At 55.0% G+C, this 18,792-nt stretch carries 20 protein-coding genes; 9 read left to right on the top strand and 11 right to left on the bottom strand.

Annotated features, from left to right (window positions below; translation table 11 throughout):
• Positions 1 to 154: 154 nt before the first annotated feature.
• Positions 155 to 802 (top strand): CPBP family intramembrane glutamic endopeptidase, encoded by a 648-nt coding sequence (locus P6287_RS04555; protein ID WP_110867779.1) that lies wholly within the window; start codon positions 155 to 157, stop codon positions 800 to 802.
• 41 nt (positions 803 to 843) lie between these two features.
• Here the strand turns inward: P6287_RS04555 and P6287_RS04550 are convergent, their stop codons facing one another.
• The gene (locus P6287_RS04550; RefSeq protein ID WP_137385239.1) at positions 844 to 1,575 is read right to left on the bottom strand and encodes an SDR family oxidoreductase; all 732 of its coding nucleotides are present in this window, start codon (positions 1,573 to 1,575) and stop codon (positions 844 to 846) included.
• A 99-nt stretch (positions 1,576 to 1,674) separates the two neighbouring features.
• Here P6287_RS04550 and P6287_RS04545 point away from each other — a divergent pair, with 99 nt between their 5' ends.
• Positions 1,675 to 2,055 (top strand): helix-turn-helix domain-containing protein, encoded by a 381-nt coding sequence (locus P6287_RS04545; protein ID WP_192415363.1) that lies wholly within the window; start codon positions 1,675 to 1,677, stop codon positions 2,053 to 2,055.
• Positions 2,056 to 2,092: 37 nt separating this feature from the next.
• On the opposite strand, the gene P6287_RS04540 is transcribed toward P6287_RS04545, so the two are convergent.
• Positions 2,093 to 2,260, bottom strand: coding sequence for a hypothetical protein (locus tag P6287_RS04540; protein ID WP_167391189.1), 168 nt, complete (start codon positions 2,258 to 2,260; stop codon positions 2,093 to 2,095).
• A 212-nt stretch (positions 2,261 to 2,472) separates the two neighbouring features.
• On the opposite strand from P6287_RS04540, the gene P6287_RS04535 reads away from it, so the two are divergent.
• Positions 2,473 to 2,643, top strand: coding sequence for a hypothetical protein (locus P6287_RS04535; protein ID WP_007887091.1), 171 nt, complete (start codon positions 2,473 to 2,475; stop codon positions 2,641 to 2,643).
• Positions 2,644 to 2,754: 111 nt separating this feature from the next.
• Positions 2,755 to 2,988 (top strand): hypothetical protein, encoded by a 234-nt coding sequence (locus P6287_RS04530; RefSeq protein ID WP_101762489.1) that lies wholly within the window; start codon positions 2,755 to 2,757, stop codon positions 2,986 to 2,988.
• 114 nt (positions 2,989 to 3,102) lie between these two features.
• Here P6287_RS04530 and yniD read toward each other — a convergent pair whose 3' ends face one another.
• From yniD to P6287_RS04505, 5 genes are all read right to left on the bottom strand, one after another.
• Entirely contained in the window at positions 3,103 to 3,210 is a 108-nt protein-coding gene (yniD, locus tag P6287_RS04525; RefSeq protein ID WP_021507251.1) for a small membrane protein YniD, read from the bottom strand.
• 79 nt (positions 3,211 to 3,289) lie between these two features.
• Positions 3,290 to 3,718, bottom strand: coding sequence for an OsmC family protein (locus tag P6287_RS04520; RefSeq protein WP_101762490.1), 429 nt, complete (start codon positions 3,716 to 3,718; stop codon positions 3,290 to 3,292).
• 62 nt (positions 3,719 to 3,780) lie between these two features.
• Positions 3,781 to 4,971 carry an FMN-dependent L-lactate dehydrogenase LldD gene (gene lldD, locus P6287_RS04515; protein WP_101762491.1) on the bottom strand — a complete coding sequence of 397 codons (1,191 nt, stop codon included), beginning with the start codon at positions 4,969 to 4,971 and terminating at the stop codon, positions 3,781 to 3,783.
• The gene (gene lldR, locus P6287_RS04510; RefSeq protein WP_101762492.1) at positions 4,968 to 5,735 is read right to left on the bottom strand and encodes a transcriptional regulator LldR; all 768 of its coding nucleotides are present in this window, start codon (positions 5,733 to 5,735) and stop codon (positions 4,968 to 4,970) included. Before lldR ends, lldD begins: the two co-directional genes overlap by 4 nt.
• Positions 5,736 to 5,911: 176 nt before the next feature.
• Complete coding sequence (locus P6287_RS04505) at positions 5,912 to 7,084, bottom strand: cyanate transporter (protein ID WP_277974574.1); 1,173 nt, start codon at positions 7,082 to 7,084, stop codon at positions 5,912 to 5,914.
• A gap of 87 nt (positions 7,085 to 7,171) precedes the next feature.
• Here P6287_RS04505 and P6287_RS04500 point away from each other — a divergent pair, with 87 nt between their 5' ends.
• Together P6287_RS04500 and P6287_RS04495 are read left to right on the top strand one after the other, a co-directional pair.
• Positions 7,172 to 8,032 carry a LysR family transcriptional regulator gene (locus tag P6287_RS04500; RefSeq protein ID WP_110867784.1) on the top strand — a complete coding sequence of 287 codons (861 nt, stop codon included), beginning with the start codon at positions 7,172 to 7,174 and terminating at the stop codon, positions 8,030 to 8,032.
• An 88-nt stretch (positions 8,033 to 8,120) separates the two neighbouring features.
• Positions 8,121 to 9,482: an amidohydrolase family protein gene (locus tag P6287_RS04495; protein ID WP_277974573.1), complete on the top strand. Its 1,362-nt coding sequence runs from the start codon at positions 8,121 to 8,123 to the stop codon at positions 9,480 to 9,482.
• 206 nt (positions 9,483 to 9,688) lie between these two features.
• Here P6287_RS04495 and P6287_RS04490 read toward each other — a convergent pair whose 3' ends face one another.
• A complete protein-coding gene (locus tag P6287_RS04490) occupies positions 9,689 to 9,886 on the bottom strand; it encodes a hypothetical protein (protein WP_039333073.1) in 198 nt (65 codons plus the stop codon).
• Positions 9,887 to 10,288: 402 nt separating this feature from the next.
• Here P6287_RS04490 and dbpA point away from each other — a divergent pair, with 402 nt between their 5' ends.
• The 3 genes from dbpA (at position 10,289) to P6287_RS04475 (ending at position 14,770) form a co-directional block, all read left to right on the top strand.
• Positions 10,289 to 11,668, top strand: a complete 1,380-nt coding sequence (gene dbpA, locus P6287_RS04485) for an ATP-dependent RNA helicase DbpA (RefSeq protein ID WP_101762496.1) — start codon at positions 10,289 to 10,291, stop codon at positions 11,666 to 11,668.
• A gap of 141 nt (positions 11,669 to 11,809) precedes the next feature.
• Complete coding sequence (locus P6287_RS04480; protein WP_008105989.1) at positions 11,810 to 12,772, top strand: chemotaxis protein; 963 nt, start codon at positions 11,810 to 11,812, stop codon at positions 12,770 to 12,772.
• Positions 12,773 to 13,213: 441 nt separating this feature from the next.
• The gene (locus P6287_RS04475; RefSeq protein ID WP_101762497.1) at positions 13,214 to 14,770 is read left to right on the top strand and encodes a methyl-accepting chemotaxis protein; all 1,557 of its coding nucleotides are present in this window, start codon (positions 13,214 to 13,216) and stop codon (positions 14,768 to 14,770) included.
• 45 nt (positions 14,771 to 14,815) lie between these two features.
• Here P6287_RS04475 and P6287_RS04470 read toward each other — a convergent pair whose 3' ends face one another.
• The 3 genes from P6287_RS04470 to P6287_RS04460 all read right to left on the bottom strand — a co-directional run bounded on the left by P6287_RS04470 (position 14,816) and on the right by P6287_RS04460 (position 18,785).
• Positions 14,816 to 16,105 carry an HAAAP family serine/threonine permease gene (locus tag P6287_RS04470; RefSeq protein WP_277974572.1) on the bottom strand — a complete coding sequence of 430 codons (1,290 nt, stop codon included), beginning with the start codon at positions 16,103 to 16,105 and terminating at the stop codon, positions 14,816 to 14,818.
• Between the two features lie 380 nt (positions 16,106 to 16,485).
• Positions 16,486 to 17,481, bottom strand: coding sequence for a glycosyltransferase family A protein (locus P6287_RS04465; RefSeq protein WP_101762499.1), 996 nt, complete (start codon positions 17,479 to 17,481; stop codon positions 16,486 to 16,488).
• Entirely contained in the window at positions 17,478 to 18,785 is a 1,308-nt protein-coding gene (locus P6287_RS04460; protein ID WP_192415371.1) for an oligosaccharide flippase family protein, read from the bottom strand. The genes P6287_RS04465 and P6287_RS04460 overlap by 4 nt, the downstream gene beginning before the upstream one ends.
• Positions 18,786 to 18,792: the final 7 nt, after the last annotated feature.

Here is an 18,792-nt window from a genome sequence, read left to right as displayed (position 1 = left end):
CCACCCTGTAGGGTTTGATCGGTTATCGGCCCCGAGCGCCGCAGATTTAGTCTTGTTGGTGGAATATTTGAGCAGCGCAAATGTGCAGCACGCCACCTCGACAGGGATGATCGGCGTTGCTACTATGCGCTCTCCTCTGCTCGCTGAGTCGCCTATGGACACCCAATCCGACAAAGTTACGTTAACGCTGTTCTACGTGGGTAGCTTTGTGGTCTATTACCTTGTGACCATGCTGGTTACGCTGTTTCCCAATTACGGGATGCTGCGTACCAACGGCTTGCTGATGCCGGTGCTATGCCTGGTGGAGTTTGCGGTGATCTATCCGCTGTATCGTTTTTACTGTCAGCGTCGCAGCGACATTCCGCTGGGCTTTGTGCGGCCGATGCAGGCGCTGCTGTTTATCGGTTTACTGTTTGCTTTGATGGTGGCGCAGACGCAATTTCTGCAACCCGAAGGCTGGCTGATTGCGCAATCGCAGCAGGGACGCAGCTCGATGTTGATTCTGCTGCTCACCGCCGTGCTGCTGGCGCCGGTGTTTGAAGAAGTGCTGTTCCGGGGATTTTTACTGCAAGGTTTTCTGTTGTGGGCGCCGAGAAGCCGTTTGGCCTGCATGCTGCTCACCTCCCTGCTGTTCGCCGCGATGCATACCCAATATGTGCACTGGGAAACGCTGGTTGCCTTAACGCTGTTTTCCATGCTGCTGTGCTACGCGCGCCTGCGCAGCAACAGCCTGGCGCTACCGATTTTCCTGCACACGCTGAACAATTTAATCGCTATCCTGCCCGCCTGGTATTTCGCCTGACCAAAGCAAAACAGCCATCCTGAGATGGCTATGTATGATGCTTACACCTGTGTCAAACCGCCATCCACACAGATTTCTGCGCCCGCGATGTAACTGCTCTCGTCACTGGCGAGGAACAGCGCGACGTTGGCCACCTCTTCGGGCTTGCCCATTCTGCTGAGCGGAATAGTGCTGGTGATGCCGTTGCGCACCTCTTCAGAAGCCGCCCGCATCATATCGGTATCGATCGGGCCGGGCGCCACCACGTTAATGCGGATGCCGCGCGCAGAGAGCTCGCGCGTCCAGGTACGGGCAAAAGATCGCAGTGCGGCTTTACTGGCGCTGTAAACGCCGTAACCTTCGGTGCCAATCACATCGGCAATCGAACCAATCAATACCACGCTGGCGCCGGGCTTCAGCAGCGGCAACGCGGCCTGCAGAGCAAACACCGGCGAGCGCACATTGAGGCCGAAGATGTGATCAAAATGCTCAGCGCTAATCTCATCGATGGTGGCGTACTCCGCCATCCCAGCGTTGATCACCAACACATCCAGCTGGCCGGATTCACGCGTGATCGTTTCAATAATGCGCGTCAATTCACTCTGCTGGCTCACATCGGCACGCAGCGGATGCGCGTTGCCGCTGATGCTGCTGCTGGCGGTCTGTAACTCCTCGTCACGGCGCGAGGTAAACCAGGTGGTAGCGCCCTCACTGGCAAAACGCTGGCTGATTGCCAGACCAATTCCTTTTGCGCCGCCCAGTACCACTGCCACTTTGTTATCCAGTCTGCTCATCTGCTCTCTCCTGTTTGGGTAGAAAGCTGATGGTATATATTTTATACTTAATAACAATTACGCACTTCATTTATACCAGATATCGCGGAGTATATCGCCATGGCAGAGATCGACGGTAACAGCTTGAGAGATGTAGGAAAAACCCGGCCGGTACTGGAGCACATCACCAATAAATGGTCGATTTTAATTCTCACCGTGCTTTGTACTAAGCCGTCGCGTTTTAACGAGATTCGTCGTCGGCTGGATGGCATCACTCACAAAGCGTTGGCGGATGCGTTAAAGCGGCTGGAGCGTAATGGGCTTGTGAATCGCGAAGTGCTGAACACCGCGCCGATCGGTGTGGAATACAGCCTGACGCCGCTGGCACAGACGCTGCAACAACCGTTTGTCGCGTTGTATGACTGGGCGCTGGAGCACGGTCCATCACTGGAACGCGCGCAGGAAGAGTACGACCGCACCCACACGGATGAGATCGCCTAGGGCCGCCATTCATTCATGGCGACCGCTGGCACAAAAATTACTCTTTTTCCGCTTCGAAATGATTTTTGAACTGTTCGTAGATAGAAATCATGTTGGAAGCATCACCGTGCAGCGGGCTCAGTTTTCCCGCGCGCACCAGTTCAATCACCAGTTGCAAGGCGGCTTGTTTTGGGCTGCTGGCTGGTTGGGCAATTTCGTTCGACATGTTAACTCACTCATCGTTTTTATCAGGGCCGCATAGTTTAGCCCAGATTGAGCTACGGTTGCGCACTGCGATGCGTATAATCTTGCGAGCCGGACAAGAAAGCCGCTCAGGGTGATAATTGACTCTCAACGCGTTTAGCTATACTGGATCAAAAAAGGGAACGACCAGCCACACATTCCGTACCAGCGAGAAGGTGTTAAAGGAGTCTGATTATGCTGATTGGTTTTGTTTTATTAGTGAGCGCGTGTGGGCATGATGCCTGTGATGCCCTACCGGTTTCGGAGCGTATCTATCCGACCAAAGTGGCCTGTGAGCAGATGGCCGATCGCATCCATAAAGTGCGGCCAAATGTGGTCTTACTTTGTGGCGAAGTGCACCGTTAATTCGGTGCCAGCTTGATTAAAGTTGCGCAAATAGTAGCCAAACGGCATTGCAAGAATGGGTTGTAGCGTTCAAAATATAAGCTGCTTTTCACTATCATCGTTGTGAATCCAATGAAAACATCTCGCCCCCGTCGTCCAAACGGACGCTGGGTTTATTACATTTTGTATGATGGCATTCTCTGGCCCTGCCCCGTACGTTGGGAATGGGAAAGCGGCTTCGGCGGCTGGCTGCCATTCTATTTCTCGCCCACGTTTGAGTTCGTGGCGGGCGATCCACGCAAGGCGTATCGCATTGCGCGCAGCAGTGCGCGTAACGTACGCCAGACAGACGGTGAGTTCGCCTGAATGATTAGCCAATCTGCCACGGGAACCACGACGCCGTAAGCAGGTAATGCAGTAACTCCAGCACCAAAATCACCATCACCAACACGCCAAGCTTGTGACTGCTGATCCACTCTTTCATCCCCATATCATCGCCGCCCAGCGAATCAGCATCAGCGCCCCGCAGATGCACAACAGCACCACGATCATTTTCCAGTGTTTGGTTGCAGCCAGTTTTTTTGCCACGCATCCTCCAGACGACAGAAAGCAACGATGCGCCATAAGGCGCATCGTTGATTCTAACGCTGGTCACCCATTTGGGCGATTATTTATTCAGCGTGTAGTCGAGCGTGATTTCAGCATTCAGTACCTGAGAAACCGGGCAGCCCGCTTTGGCTTTCTGGATAATCTCATCAAACTTCGCGTCATCAATGCCCGGTAAGACGATGGCGCTGGTCAGCGCGATTTTGGTGATGGCAAAACCGTCGCCCTTTTTATCCAGCGACACATCCGCGGTGGTATCAATGCTTGTTGGCGGATGCCCTTCATTGCCCAACATCAATGACAACGCCATTGAGAAGCAAGCGGCGTGCGCAGCACCAATCAGCTCTTCCGGGTTAGTGCCCTTCTGGCCTTCAAAACGGGTATTGAAACCGTATGGTTGATTGCTCAACACGCCGCTTTCGGTACTTACCGTACCTTTGCCTTTAATGTCGCCTTCCCAATGGGCCGATCCTTTCTTATGAATAGTCATGTCATTCCTCCTGTTGTGTTCGACAGCTATTGAGTATAGACAACATGACTCATTCTGCTGGATTAGCTCACCGCGCGTGGACGCGCCGGACTCAAGCCCGCCTCACTCAACAGCGCGTTAGCCTGCACCAGCGAAGCCTGCGTAATCTCTTTGATCGATTTCGCACCGGTCAGCGTCATCGCCACTTTCATCTCTTTCTCAATCAGGTTGAGCAGATTTTCAACGCCGCGCTGACCGTGCGTTGCCAGCGCATAGACAAACGCGCGTCCCAGCAGCACGCTGTCGGCACCGAGGGCGATCATCCGCACCACATCCAACCCGCTGCGAATCCCGCTGTCGGCGAGAAGGGTAATATCGCCTTTCACCGCATCGGCAATTGCCGGCAACGCGCGCGCCGACGACAGCACGCCGTCCAGCTGACGCCCGCCGTGATTCGACACCACAATGCCATCGGCACCAAATCGCACCGCATCGCGCGCATCTTCCGCGTCGAGAATGCCTTTAATCACCATCGGGCCATCCCAGAATTCACGAATCCACTCCAGATCTTTCCAGGAAATCGACGGATCGAAATTGTTCGCCAGCCAGCCGATGTAATCTTCCAGCCCGGTCGGTTTACCAAGATAAGTGGAGATGTTGCCAAGATCGTGCGGACGGCCATGTAAACCGACATCCCACGCCCATTGCGGATGGGTTGCCGCCTGCCAGTAACGACGCAGCGGCGCATTGGGGCCGCTCATGCCGGAGTGCGCATCACGGTAACGTGCGCCCGGCGTCGGCATATCGACAGTGAACACCAGCGTGGTACAGCCGGCGGCTTTGGCGCGCTCCAGCGCGTTGCGCATAAAGCCGCGATCGCGCAGCACATAGAGCTGGAACCACATCGGACGATTAATGGCCGGCGCCACTTCTTCAATGGGGCAAACCGACACGGTTGAGAGCGTAAACGGAATGCCTTTCAGCGCCGCCGCGCGCGCCGCCTGCACTTCACCGCGTCGCGCATACATGCCACACAAGCCGACCGGCGCAAGCGCCACCGGCATCGACAGGGTTTCGTTGAACAGCTTCGTTTCGAGGCTCAACGCCGACATGTTTTTCAGCACGCGCTGGCGCAGCGCCACGTCGGAGAGATCGGCGACATTGCGCTTCAGCGTGTGCTCGGCGTAAGCGCCGCCATCCAGATAGTGAAACAAGAACGGTGGCAAGATGCGTTGCGCCGCGGCGCGATAGTCACTGGCAGCAGAAATGATCATCCGTTATTTTCCTTGTGCTGAGGTTGGTGGCCCGGCAGACGCGTAATGCGCGCCTGGCGCGCCTCATCTTCATGCAGGGTTTTCATAGTGGTGTGAACAAAGCCGAGATGATCCATCGCCGCCTGGCGCGCCGTTTCCGCATCACCGGCCATCACCGCATCAAACATCGCCTGATGCTGTTCGTTAAGACGATTAAAAATCACCGGATGGGTATACATGCGCTGACGGCTGTGCAGCACCGAGGATTGCAGCAGATCGAAAAAGCCGCGCATGGTCTGCAGCAGCACCACATTGTGCGAGGCTTCGGCGATGGCGAGATGAAAACGCAGATCAGCCTGCGCCGCGAGATCGGCATCGTCGCTCTGCTTAATCTTCAGCAGCGCATCAAAGGCGTAAGCCAGCCGCTCTTTATCGGCTTCGGTGGCGCGCAACGCCGCATGCCACGCGGTGCTGGCCTCTATTGCGTGACGCGCTTCAAGGATGTCGTAGCGATAATCGGGATCCTCAGCCAGCAGTTGGCGAATCGGCTCTACGATGCGCTGTTCCGACCACGGTTGCTGCGGCTGACGTAGCCAGGTGCCGCCACCGCGTTTACTGATCAACACGCCGCTGCTGATCAGTTGCTGGATCGCCTCGCGCAGTGACGATCGCGATGAACCGAACTCGGCCGCCAGCGCGCGTTCGGACGGCAGCCGCATCCCCGGCTCCAGCTGATGCTCGGTAATCCAGGCGCAGAGCCGCGCCCGCAGCGTATTTTCGGTCATCGCATTATCCTGAGAAAGGCTCCCCCGCCATGCTGCATTGGTAGGACCAAAATGCAGCGTGGCGGGCTTGATGGAGGAGAATGGTTAATGCTTTGTTATTTCGATGCAACGAAACAGGCGGGATTTTTCATGTTATGTGACGACGCGGCCACATTTGAATCTTTTGGTAGGACCAATTACGCCGCAGTCCGGCCAAAGGCCCGACCATAACTGCGCGGATGAAAGCGCAGGTTCAGCAAAATCAGCCCGACCGTCACCGCCGCCTGCATCAGCCAGACGCTGGAAAAACTGTGGGTTAATGCCTGCAGCTGACCGGCGATAAACGGCATGCAGCCGGCGATGATAAAGCCCGCGCCCTGCATAAACGCCACCAGCCGCGCACCGGCCTGCGGATGCGGCAGGTGATCAAGCGCCAGCACCATCGCCAGCGGGAACGCCGCGCCCAGACCAAATCCGGCAATCGCCGCCCACAGCCACGGCGCGAACAGCGGGGCAAACAGAAAGCCGCTCATGCCGATCAGCTGACAAACCAGGCTGATAATCAGCTGCGGACGCCGATCCGCCATACGCGCCAGCAGCGGCATCAATAGCGCGCCCGCAACCTGACAGAGAATCATTGCGCCGAGCAGCGATCCGCCGGCCTGCGCCGGCCAGCCAAGATGATGATAGGCATCCGGCAGCCAGGCAACGCAGGTGGCGTAACCACCGTTCACCAGTCCAAAACTGATTGCCAGCGTCCAGGCGCGCGGCGTGCGCCACAGCGGCGGCAGCGCAACCTTTTCCGTGCTGGCGGCGGTTGGTACGCGCACGTAAAGCCACAGTGCAATCGCCAGCAGCACCGGCAGCGCCCAGCCGCTCAGCGCCAGCGGCTCGCCCAAATGATCGCTGAGCCACGGCGATAATGCTGCTCCCAAACCGCCGCCGCCCATCAGCGCACCGGCCCACAATCCGGTGACCGGCGCGCTGCGCTGCGCAAAGCGCTGACGAATCAGGCCCGGCATCGCCATCTGTACCACGCCCACGCCAAGGCCGCCAAACAGCGCGCTGACCACCAGCCAGCTCCCGTCGTGGATCACGCCACGCGCCGCCAGCGCCAGCAGCAGCAGCGTCAAACCGGCCAGCAGCAAGCGTTGCAGCGGCACGCGCTGCATCAGCGAAGCGCTCAATAGCGCGACCGCGCCCATCATCACCATCGGTACCGCAGGCAGCAGCGAAGCCGCCAGTGAAGAGAGTCCCATCGTCTGCCGAAGCTGGCCGAGTAACGGACTAAGAGAAGTGAGTAACGGTCGCATATTCAGCCCAGCCACTACCAAAGCGGCGAGCGTTAATCCGTTGAAATGTCGATTCATACACAATCCTGCTGCAAAGAGGTTGTCAGCATCGCAGCAGTCGTTACTATTTGGAAATGAAATAACACCATAACGACCAGTGGAAAAATGAATCGTCAGCCGATGTTCACCCCGCAGCAACTGCTGAGTTTTGTCGCGGTGTGCGAAACCGCCAGCTTCACCCGCGCCGCCGATCGCGTGCATCTGTCACAATCCACCGTCAGCCAGCAGGTGCGTCGGCTGGAAGAGATGATCGGTAAACCGCTGCTACAGCGCACATCGCATCAGGTGGCGCTCACCGAAGAGGGCGAGAAGCTGCTGGGCTATGCGCGCCGCATCATCGCGCTAAACGGCGAAGCGCACGACGTGCTGAGCGATAAATGGCGCGACGGCGTGCTGCGCCTTGGCGTGCCGGAAGATTTCGCCGCGCCGACCGCCGGTTTGCTGGCGGAGTTCAGCCGCGATCATCCGCAACTGCGCCTTGATGTGATGAGCGGCATGTATGTCGATTTGCATCGCGCCTGGCAGCGTGAGGAGCTGGATATCATGCTGATCAAACAGCCGGGCGGTGAACGTCCGCTGGCTGCGCGCCCCGAGCCGCTGCTGTGGCTGGACAGCGCCGCACATCCCTGCTTTGAGCAAACGCCGGTGCCGCTGGTGGTGTTCCCGCAGCTCGGTTTATATCGCGAGGAGATGGCGCAGACGCTGGATAGCCTCGGCCGCAGCTGGCGCATCAGCTACAGCAGCGCCAGTTTGGTGGCGCTCGCCAGCGCCAGCGCCGCCGGATTGGGCTTAACGCTGCTGCCCGCCAGCTGCCGCTTGCCTGAGCATCGCGTATTAGGGGAAGCCGATGGTTTACCCACCATCAACCATTTTGAACTGGCGCTATTTTGCCGTGCGCCGCAGGACGAACTGCAGCAGGCGCTGGCCGCCGCGCTGGTGACCTTTTGTCAGCTGCAGTGGCAGTGATTTTTCCACTGCTAACCAGTGGCAAATATCGCAGCGCGCTGCGTTGAGTTTTGCCAGATTAAGCGTTTCTCATTTGATGGAACCTCTGATGCAACTGACCTCTCCCAGCCGTCGTGAATTTCTTAGTCTGACCGCCGCCGGAAGCCTGCTGGCCGCCGGCATCAGCTACGCTGCGCCCGCTTCACCGCTGCTCGCCAACAGCACACAGCCGCACACGCCGCCACCGCGCGTTGCGCACTACCAGCTGCTCAATGTCCGCCTCGAAGAGGGCTTTGAGCGCGACGGTAAAGAGGTGATCGCCACGCGCACCGCGCTGTACGACATCACCATCAAAGACGGCACTTTCGCGGCGATTGATGCCGCAGGCAAAGCGCGTAACGCCGCCCTACCACAGTGGGATGCCAACGGCGCCCTGCTGCTGCCGCGCACCCGTGATATGCATATCCATCTCGACAAAACCTTTTACGGTGGTCCGTGGGAAGCGCCGCGTCCGCGTCAGGGCAAAACCATCATGGATATGATTGCGCGCGAACAGGTGCTGATCCCGCAACTGCTGCCAACGTCGCAGGCGCGTGCCGAAGCGATCATTGGTTTGCTGCACAGCAAAGGCACCACCGAAGCGCGCAGCCACTGCAATATCGATCCGGTTAGCGGCCTGAAAAGCCTTGAGCATCTCAAGCTGGCGCTAGCGAATCATGCGGAATTCCCGTGTGAAATCGTTGCCTTCCCGCAGCACGGTTTGCTGCACTCGAAGGTTGATGGCTTGATGCGTGAAGCGATGCAGATGGGCGTGCAGTTTGTCGGCGGGCTCGATCCCACCAACGTGGATGGCGCGATGCAGGCGTCGCTGGATGCGATGTTCCAGATCGCCCTCGATTTCCAGCGCGGCGTGGATATCCATCTGCACGAAACCTCGCCATCCGGCGTGGCGGCCATTCAGTACATGATCGACACCATCGCGAAAAACCCGCTGCTGAAGGGCAAAGTGACGCTGAGCCACGGTTTTGCGCTCGGCACGCTGGAAGGCAAAGCGCTGGATCAGATGATTGCGGGCATGGCCGAGCAGCAGATGAGCGTGGCGTCGACCATTCCGATTGGCAAGCTGACCATGCCGCTGCCGCAGTTGCAGGCGGCGGGCATCACGGTGATGACCGGCACGGACAGCGTGATCGATCACTGGTCACCGTTTGGCACCGGCAGCATGCTGGAGAAAGCCAATTTGTACGCGCAGCTGTATCGCGGTTCCGATGAGTTCGGTTTGAGCCGCGCGCTGCATATCGCCACTGGCGGGATTTTGCCGCTGTCGAATCAGGGCGAACGTCAGTGGCCGAAGGTCGACGATGAAGCCAGCATGATGCTGGTCGAGGCCAGCTGTTCCGCCGAAGCCGTTGCCCGCATCTCGCCGGTCCGCGCCACCTTCCACCGCGGATTGCCAGTTTTCAGTGCGTAAGCAGAAAATCGCACATTCCCGTAGCGGCGCGATTTATCGCGCGTATTAATGGCGGCACCGCGCCCTTCACGACATAGCGCAATAAATTGCGCCGCTACAATGGTATGCAGCTTGTGGCTGAAGGCACCCAACAAAAAAGCCTCCGCAAGGAGGCTTTACGTACGACATAAACAGGCAGCATGCGCACACCCGGTGAGTGCTGGATTTTACGAAAGCATCTGAATCGCCAGCGCATACAGCCGCTGGTTTTCATCGTCGCTGACAGGCTCTTCTTCCGCGTAACAGGCAATCATAGAGCTGACTTTATCCGAGGATAAGGTTTCTCCATGCAGATGCAGCGTTAACACGGCGCGGCCGACGATTTTCAGAATGTCTTCGTTTTGTCCCTGGACATAATGACTCAATGAAATGACCTCTGAAATATTATGGGTATTTACTGATTAGCCAAACGGCGGGGTAAATATAAAGCAAATCGGCTATTCGTTTTAATCAGAATTTTACCTAAGCGAAGCCATTCATTAGCACAATACTTATAAGTAAGCATTAACAAACCCTGATAATGCTTGTTTAATAACGCTAATTCTCCTTTTTCGTTGAATATGTCGAGGTTTAGCGCCTTCATTGCAGAATAAAATCAACCACAAAAGCATTAGAACTTCGCAACAGTATGCGTATAAAAACGAGACAAGCCTGTTATAACACTAACGGTTTTCAGGCAGGCAGCAGAAGCGCTTTTGCCATTGCCGATCACGCCCCTTTCTGCCAGACTGACCGCCGCCATCCTACCCGCAATTAGAGACTTTCCCGTGACTGCTTTTTCTACCCTGACGCAACTGCCCGCCAGCCAACTCGATAACCTGCGCGAGATGGGTTTCGACGCCATGACGCCGATTCAGGCCGCTTCCCTGCCCGCGATTCTGGAAGGGCGCGACGTGCGTGCGCAGGCGAAAACCGGCAGTGGCAAAACCGCCGCCTTTGGCGTGGGTTTGCTGAACCGCATCGATAACAGCCAGTTCCACACCCAAGCGCTGATTCTGTGCCCGACGCGTGAGCTGGCCGATCAGGTCAGCAACGTGCTGCGTCAGCTGGCGCGTTTTACCCGCAACATCAAAATTCTGACGCTGTGCGGCGGCCAGCCGATGAGCGCGCAGCGTGATTCCTTAGTGCATGCGCCACATATCGTGGTCGGCACGCCGGGCCGTTTGCTTGATCACCTGAAGCGCGACAACCTTGATCTCAGCCAGCTGCAAACGCTGGTGCTGGATGAAGCCGATCGCATGCTGGAGATGGGCTTCCGCGACGACATGGAAGCGATCATCGGCTTTACGCCAGAAACACGCCAGACGCTGCTGTTTTCTGCCACCTGGCCGGATACCATCGCCAGTCTCAGCCAGCGTTTTCAGCGCGATGCGCTGGCGGTCGCCACCGAAGATAAAACCGAGTTACCGACCATCGAGCAGCAGTTTATTGAAGCCAGCGCCAAAGAGCGCCACAGCCTGCTCGGCGCGCTGCTCAGCCAGCAACAACCGGCCTCATGCGTGGTGTTCTGTAACACCAAGCGCGAGTGTGACGACGTTGCTGCCGCGCTGAACGAGCGTGATATCAGTGCGTTAGCGCTGCATGGCGATCTGGAGCAGCGCGATCGTGAGCGCGTGCTGATTCGCTTCGCCAACGGCAGCATCCGCGTATTGATCGCCACCGACGTCGCTGCACGCGGTCTGGATATTAAATCGCTGGCGCTGGTGGTGAATTTCCAGCTGGCGTGGGATCCGGAAGTGCACATTCATCGCATCGGCCGTACCGGTCGCGCCGGTGAGAAAGGGTTGGCGGTAAGCTTTGTCGCCCCCGACGAAATGGTGCGCGCCAATGCGCTGGAAGAGTATCTGCAGCAGAAGCTCAATTGGGTTTCCTCCAGCTCGCTGAAAGGCACCAGCGCCAAATCGTTGCCGGCGACCAAAATGACGCTGTGTATTGATGGCGGCCGTAAAGCCAAAATCCGTCCGGGCGATATTCTCGGCGCGCTGACCGGTGAAGCCGGTTTTAGCGGCGACCAGATCGGCAAGATCGATATGACCGCCACCCACGCCTATGTTGCCATCGACGCCGCTCAGGCGAAGAAAGCGCTGATCAAGCTGAAAGAGGGCAAGATCAAAGGCAAAAGCGTGCGCGCCATTCTGCTGAAGTAAAGGGTACCCGCGTGAGGGCGATCGCTCTCACGCTAAAATTTCCGTTATCTCCCCCTTCATTTTTTTTCTCTTCTGCCGATAAGTTAATCATGGCGATATTGCCCTGCCCTTTACTCAGCCCAGATCTGCTCCGAGGCCATGATGGATAATTTTCAGAAAGAGATCGATGAACGCGCCAACCTTGCGCTTTCCAATAAATTCGAACTGCTGTTGTTCCGACTGGGTTCCGATCAGCTGAAAGGCAAATCTGAGCTGTACGGCATCAACGTGTTTAAACTGCGTGAAATCGTGCCGATGCCCACCATCACTCGCGCCGCTGGCATGCAATCGCCGCTGCTTGGCATGGCGAGTATTCGCGGCCAGTTTATTCCGGTTATCGATCTGCCCGCCGTCACCGGCTGCAAACCAGAAACCGGCCTTAACCTGCTGCTGGTGACCGAATATGCGCGCAGCACTCAGGCGTTTGCGGTGGAATCGGTGGAGAACATTGTGCGTCTCGACTGGAGCCAGGTGCACACGGCGGAAGCGGGCATCGGTAGCCGCAACATCACCAGCATCGCCTGTCTGGATACCGACGGCCAAAGCAATAATCTGGCGATGGTGCTGGACGTTGAGCAGATTCTGTATGACATCATTCCTTCAGTGCGCGGCGTTGAGCCAAGCGCAGAGACCGCCAAAGACTTCAATCTGAAGCCGGGCCAGGTGGCGATTGTGGCGGAAGATTCCAAAGTGGCGCGTCAGCTGCTGGAGCAAGGCCTGAAAAGCATGGGCATCCCGGCGATTATGCACAACACCGGTCTGGAAGCCTGGATCAAAATTAACGAGATGCAGAAAGAAGCGGCTGCAAACGGTGAGTCGATCCACGACAAGATCGCGCTGGTGCTGACCGATCTCGAAATGCCGGAGATGGACGGCTTTACCTTAACGCGCAACATCAAACGCGATAACAACCTGCGCCAGATTCCGGTGGTGATCCACTCTTCACTCTCCGGCAGCGCCAACGAAGATCATGTGCGCAAAGTCGGTGCCGATGGTTACGTGGCGAAGTTCGAAATCAACGAGCTGTCGAATGTGATCCACGGCGTGCTGAAAAAGCCGCGTTAATTATCGTAACGCCACCGTTCATAGCGTAATGCTTGTCAGTTAAGACCTGAAAACCCTTAATTACCAGAGCACCCAGTGTAGCGGCGCAATTCATTGCGCGATAAATCGCGCCGCTACGGAATGTGCGGTGATTTGATAAGGTGCTTAACTGATCGGCATTACGCCATTCCTGGCGACCCTTCAACCAGGATCCTCCCGCCTCACTTTCCCATCCAGTCAAAAATCAAGGTTAACGTCATTAACCAAACCGTGACGCATCTCTAAAAAATTAAAGTTAAAACATTAACAACCGATAACTGATAGCGCTTGCGCTGGTGCTGCCATACCAGATTTGTCACGCTGCGTAACCATTTTTACCTTAGAAAACATCAACCTGATGCGGGCGCCTTGCCTGCTTTTCCGTCTTGAAAACATCAATTTTTGGCATTACGGGGAGAACCAATGTTGAGCTTAAAGAATATGAAGGTCGGCGTCCGTTTGGGCATCGCCTTTGGTTTAGTGGTGGCACTGTTAGTCATTGTCGGCATCACGTCGATTACCAAAATTAACAACATCAAAACCGGTATTACGTCGATTGTGGAAGACCGTTACGTGAAAGTGCGTCTCGGTTTTGACGTCCGTGACGGTGTTAACGATCAAATTAAATATCTGCGTGGCATCGTGATTGATACCACGCGTCCGGAAAATAACGTTAAACGTTACCAGCAACTTGCCGAAGCCACTGAGCATACCAACAACGCGATGAATAAAATCAAAGCGATACAGGTTACCGAAGTGGGTAAAAAGAAAATCGCCGGGCTGCTGGCGGCCAGTGACAAATTCGAGGCCGAGAAACATCAGCTGATTGAGCTGGTACGCGCTGGCGATGCAGACGCCGCCAGCACCTATGTTCTGAAATCCATTACCGCTACGCAAAACGCTTTCCTGGCGAGCGCGGTGGCGTTTGCCGATTCGCAATCGCAGCAGTTACAGCAAGAAGGCGCGAAGATTATTGATAACGGCTCATCCGCTATTGAGATGACGCTAATCTTCTCCGCTCTCGCCATTGCGGCCTCCATCGTATTAGGCTTTATGCTGACGCGTTCAATTGTGCGTCCGCTGAATGAAGCGGTGGAAATCGCCGGGAAAGTCGCGGCAGGCGATCTCAGTTCGCACATTGAAATCAGCGGTAAAGATGAAACCGCCGTGCTGATGCAGGCGCTGCAGGCGATGAACGACAATCTGCTCACTATCGTTTCCGATGTGCGCGCCGGTTCCGATACCATCGCTGTCGCCTCGAATCAAATCTCCAGCGGTAACATCGACCTCTCATCACGCACCGAACAGCAGGCCAGCTCGCTGGAAGAGACCGCATCGGCGATGGAACAGATGACCGCCACCGTCAAGCACAACGCCGAAAACGCGCGGGAAGCCAATCAGCTGGTGGCCAACACCTCCAACGTGGCGAAGCAAGGCGGCGTGGTGATGGAACAGGTGATCGAGAAGATGGAAGCCATTACGCTCTCTTCGAAGAAGATCGTCGATATTATCAGCGTGATCGACTCCATCGCCTTCCAGACCAACATACTTTCCCTTAACGCCGCGGTCGAAGCCGCACGCGCCGGTGAGCAAGGCCGTGGTTTCGCCGTGGTGGCCACCGAAGTACGTAATCTGGCGGCACGTTCGGCATCTGCCGCTAAAGAGATCAAGGTGTTGATTGAGGATTCGGTCGCGCAGGTGGATGAAGGTAGCCGTCTGGTGACGCACGCCGGTTCAACGATTGGTGAAGTGGTCAACAGCGTGAAGAGCGTGGCGGATATTATGAGCGAAATCACCATTGCCAGCAGCGAGCAAAGTAGCGGGATTAGCGAGATCAACTCAGCGATTACGCAGATGGAGGCGGTGACGCAGCAGAATGCCGCGTTGGTGCAGGAAGCCTCAGCGGCGTCGCAGGCGTTGCAGGAACAGGCAGATCGCCTGGCGCAGTCGATGAGTGTGTTTAAAACGGCTGCGGTGTAATGATGACAAGGTCGCCATGCCTGGCGACCTTTCTGATATATATGCTTAGCTGACCAGCGAATAAGCAATCGACGAAATCGCCAGCACGCCAACGATCACCACAAACACGTTACTGATTTTCCCGCTGTACTGACGCATCGCCGGCACTTTCTGAATGGCATACATCGGCATCAGGAACAGAATCATCGCAATAATCGGCCCACCCAGCGTTTCAATCATGCCCAGAATACTGGGGTTCAGCGTTGCCACCAGCCAGGTGGTCAGCAGCATAAACGTGGTGGTCAGGCGATTCAGACGCTGCGGCGTGACGGTTTTACCGCGGCTGCGCAGCGACTTCACAACCATGCCGTTAAACCCTTCACGCGCCCCCAGATAATGCCCGAGAAACGACTTCGTGATCGCCACCATCGCCACAATCGGCCCCATCCACGCAATCATCGGTACATTAAAGTGGTTGGCTAAATAGGACAGAATAGTGATGTTCTGATCTTTCGCCGCCTGCAGATCGGCGGGCGACAGGCTCAGCACGCAGCTGAACACAAAGAACATCACCGTCACGACCATAAGCAGATGGGCGTTCGCCAGGATGCGCGAACATTTCTTCTCCGCGCCTGCGCCGTACTCATCGCGCTTGGCAACAGCAAAAGAGGAGATAATCGGCGAATGATTAAAGGAGAACACCATCACCGGAATCGCCAGCCACAGCGTCATCAGAATGCCGTGGCCGCTTACATTCGCATCTAACGACAACGTTTCCAGGGCTGCACCATGCCAGTGCGGTACCAGATAAGCCGCCAGCAGCATCAGCACCGCCACAAACGGGAACACCAGTACGCTCATTGCTTTCACAATCATCTGCTCGCCAAAGCGCACCACCGTCATCATGCCGATGATCAGAATCAGCGACAGCAGCGCACGCGGCGGCGAAACCAGCCCCAGCTGATGCACGATAAAGCTATCAACGGTATTGGTGATCGCCACGCTGTACATCAGCAGGATCGGATAGATAGCAAAGAAGTAGAGCAAGGTAATGATCTTGCCAGCGCCCACGCCAAAGTGCTCTTCCACCACTTCGGTAATGTCTTCGCCGGGATTTTTACCGGAGAGCACAAAGCGCGTTAACGCGCGGTGCGCGTAATAGGTCATCGGGAAGGCAAGAATCGCCATGATAATCAGCGGAATTAGCCCGCCGGCACCGGCATTAATCGGCAGGAAAAGCACGCCCGCACCAATCGCCGTACCGTACAGACCCAGCATCCACACGGTATCACTCTTACGCCAGCCCTTAGCCGCCGTTTCTACGGTGCTAAGCGTACCGGTTTGTGAGTTGTCCATCTGTCTCTCCAGAATTTCAAGCTTTATCAACATGCAGCCACAAAGATGGCTACCAATCATGGCGTGGGCTGCTCCGCCCGGCCGGAACGCAAAGGATGACGCTTCATGAGATGAAATTCACGCATCCTGATGTTTTGCGCCGCAGTAAATGCACGAAACATGCGCGCAATCGATTGCATGGGGCGCTATTTGACATGAGACGCGGAATGAGTGCAAGAAGGAGTAACGGGGAGTCAGCAGAAAGGCGGGAGGAAAGTGGAAAGGTGTGGCAACGCTGGGCTGTTACCACGGGTGGTGCAGATGACATAAAGAGCAACTCCCCCGGCCACTAGCCTCTGATACAGCAAATGCGTCCAGAGGCTAACGCCGGGAGAATTTAATTAGAATGCGCGCATTCTGTAGAGTGCATAAAGAAAATAGTACGCTGTGAGTGTATTCAAATTCATAATCATGTACTTCAATTTTTCATTTTTATTCAGCAGGATGAAAATACCTTTTGAGTATTTACCCCGCTTTATTTGATCAATTTCCTGGGCAATATCCGCAGGTGAAAACGATGAGTGATACATTGCGGTCACGATTTGCATATCCAGCGCCAGCACACGTTTGGAGATGCCTTTAAGGAAATAGTCGAGATCGCTGGCCTGATATTTACTGATGATCGAATCATACAGTGCGGTGAGAAACTGTTTACGTACTTTCAGTTCACTGTATTGCACTTTACGCTTCGATAATGAACCCGCCACGTCTTCATAATGATAAGCCGCACCCGGCGTGACCAGAAAATTGCTAATGCAGCTGAAGAATTTAAGGTTAAATAGCAAATCTTCGCTCATGGAGATACCTTCCAAAAAGCGCAGGTTCAACTCCTCAATAATCTGACGACGATAACATTTGTTATGCAGATAACCGATGTTATCACTCATCTCCAACTCACCGAGCACATAAGGAATGTCCTCCTGACTGAAGAAGCCCGCCTGCGACACTTTGCCCACGCGGTTGTCGTTGAGGTTGCCCACCATCAAATCGACAGATTCCGCTGGCCAGGCATCGAGATTCTGTTTGAAGATCATCAGGAAGTTATCATCCACCCAATCATCCGCATCGAGGAATAACACATATTCACCGCTGGCTTGCTGCATTCCGCTATTTCGAGCGGCGCTGACACCGGCATTAATTTGGTGAATTACCGTGACCTGCGAATAAGCACTAAACTCCTGCAGAATATTCGCGGTTGAATCGCTGCTGCCATCATTAACCACAATCACTTCGTAACTGCTGAACGTCTGTTTAAGCACGCTCAGTAAGGTACGTTTAATGGTTTTTTGTGAGTTATAGACGGGAATGATAAGACTAAACAGGGGTTTTTCATTCATGATAAACTCTCTTTACTGTCTGAGGTTTTGATATTGTTAAATAACAGCCATAGTTTCCTGGGATTGATAAAAATTTGATGAATACGCATTACGGGTTGAGCAGGGAAAAAGTAATTAAGCAGGGAGAAAGATAAAAACTCGGTTAATACCACGCTCATGGCCGCGCCATTTAAACCGAAATAAGGAACCAACAATAAAGAGGAGGCCACGCAAATTAATAACACCACGAAGGTTTTCTTCACTAAATAGCGATATCCGTTGTACTTAATAATGAAACGATCCATCACGCTGCTTAGCACCGCGCACATCGCACCCACGCTGAGTAACAGCGTTGGCGCTACCGCATCGAGATACTCCGCACCGTAAAAGTCACGGATAAACCATCCGGACAATAACCAAATCGCCAGAATCACCAGCGACGAGACACCAATCACCAGCAGATGTAATTTCTGTGCTTTGATAATCGATTGCCGATCGTCACGTTCGGCAAAGAACGCCGGAAAAAAGGAAGCCAGCAAGGCATTGGGTAAAAATACCCACGCGGTGGCGAGCGTCAGCGCGACAGAGAAAATCCCCGCCTCTTTCACACCAAGGAAATACGACACGCTGATTTGGTTAACGCGGGTATAAATCGCCACCGCAATCACGGAAAACACCAAAGAAATACCGGACGCCACCATATAGCGGGAATATTTCTTCATCTGGCGCAGTGCCGGAATCGGTACCTGACGATGGTATTTCAGGAATATCGTCAGTTTGATGGCAAAAGGAATAAAGGTCGCCAGTACGATCGGAATCGACAACAGTTGCGGATCCAAACCGTAATACGAAATAAAGAAGCGCACGGTTAAACTGATCGCCAGCCCCGCCAGATTGGCGATGACATTCAGGCGCGCATTAAGCATCGCCTCGTTGTAGATATTGACCAGATCGAGCGAAGAAAACAGACAGGCAATCGCCGCTGCGCAGACAAATACCCGCGCTTCAGCACTCCACTCTTCGCCCATAATCAGCATGCCGCTGGCTGCCAGAATGCCGTAAATCACTAACACCAGCAGAAAGGTCGCCATCATTAAGCGCATGCCGGAGTGATGATTTTGCGATAAGCGTTTCAGCAGAATCACATCGCTGCCCATCAGCGCGATGCTTTGGATGAACTGAAAAACCAGCATCGAAATCGAGATAATGCCGAAGGTGGTGGGCCCCACATATTTCGCCACATAAGAGGTGACAAATATCAGGCCGAACACCGCAATCAGCTTTTCAGCGATCATCCACATAGAATTTTTTAATTTATCTTTCACAACTCAA

The organism is Pantoea sp. X85 (assembly GCF_029623675.1).
GTDB lineage: Bacteria > Pseudomonadota > Gammaproteobacteria > Enterobacterales > Enterobacteriaceae > Pantoea > Pantoea leporis.
Note: the sequence above shows the minus strand (reverse complement) of the source record. Positions and strands in the feature narration are given on the sequence as shown.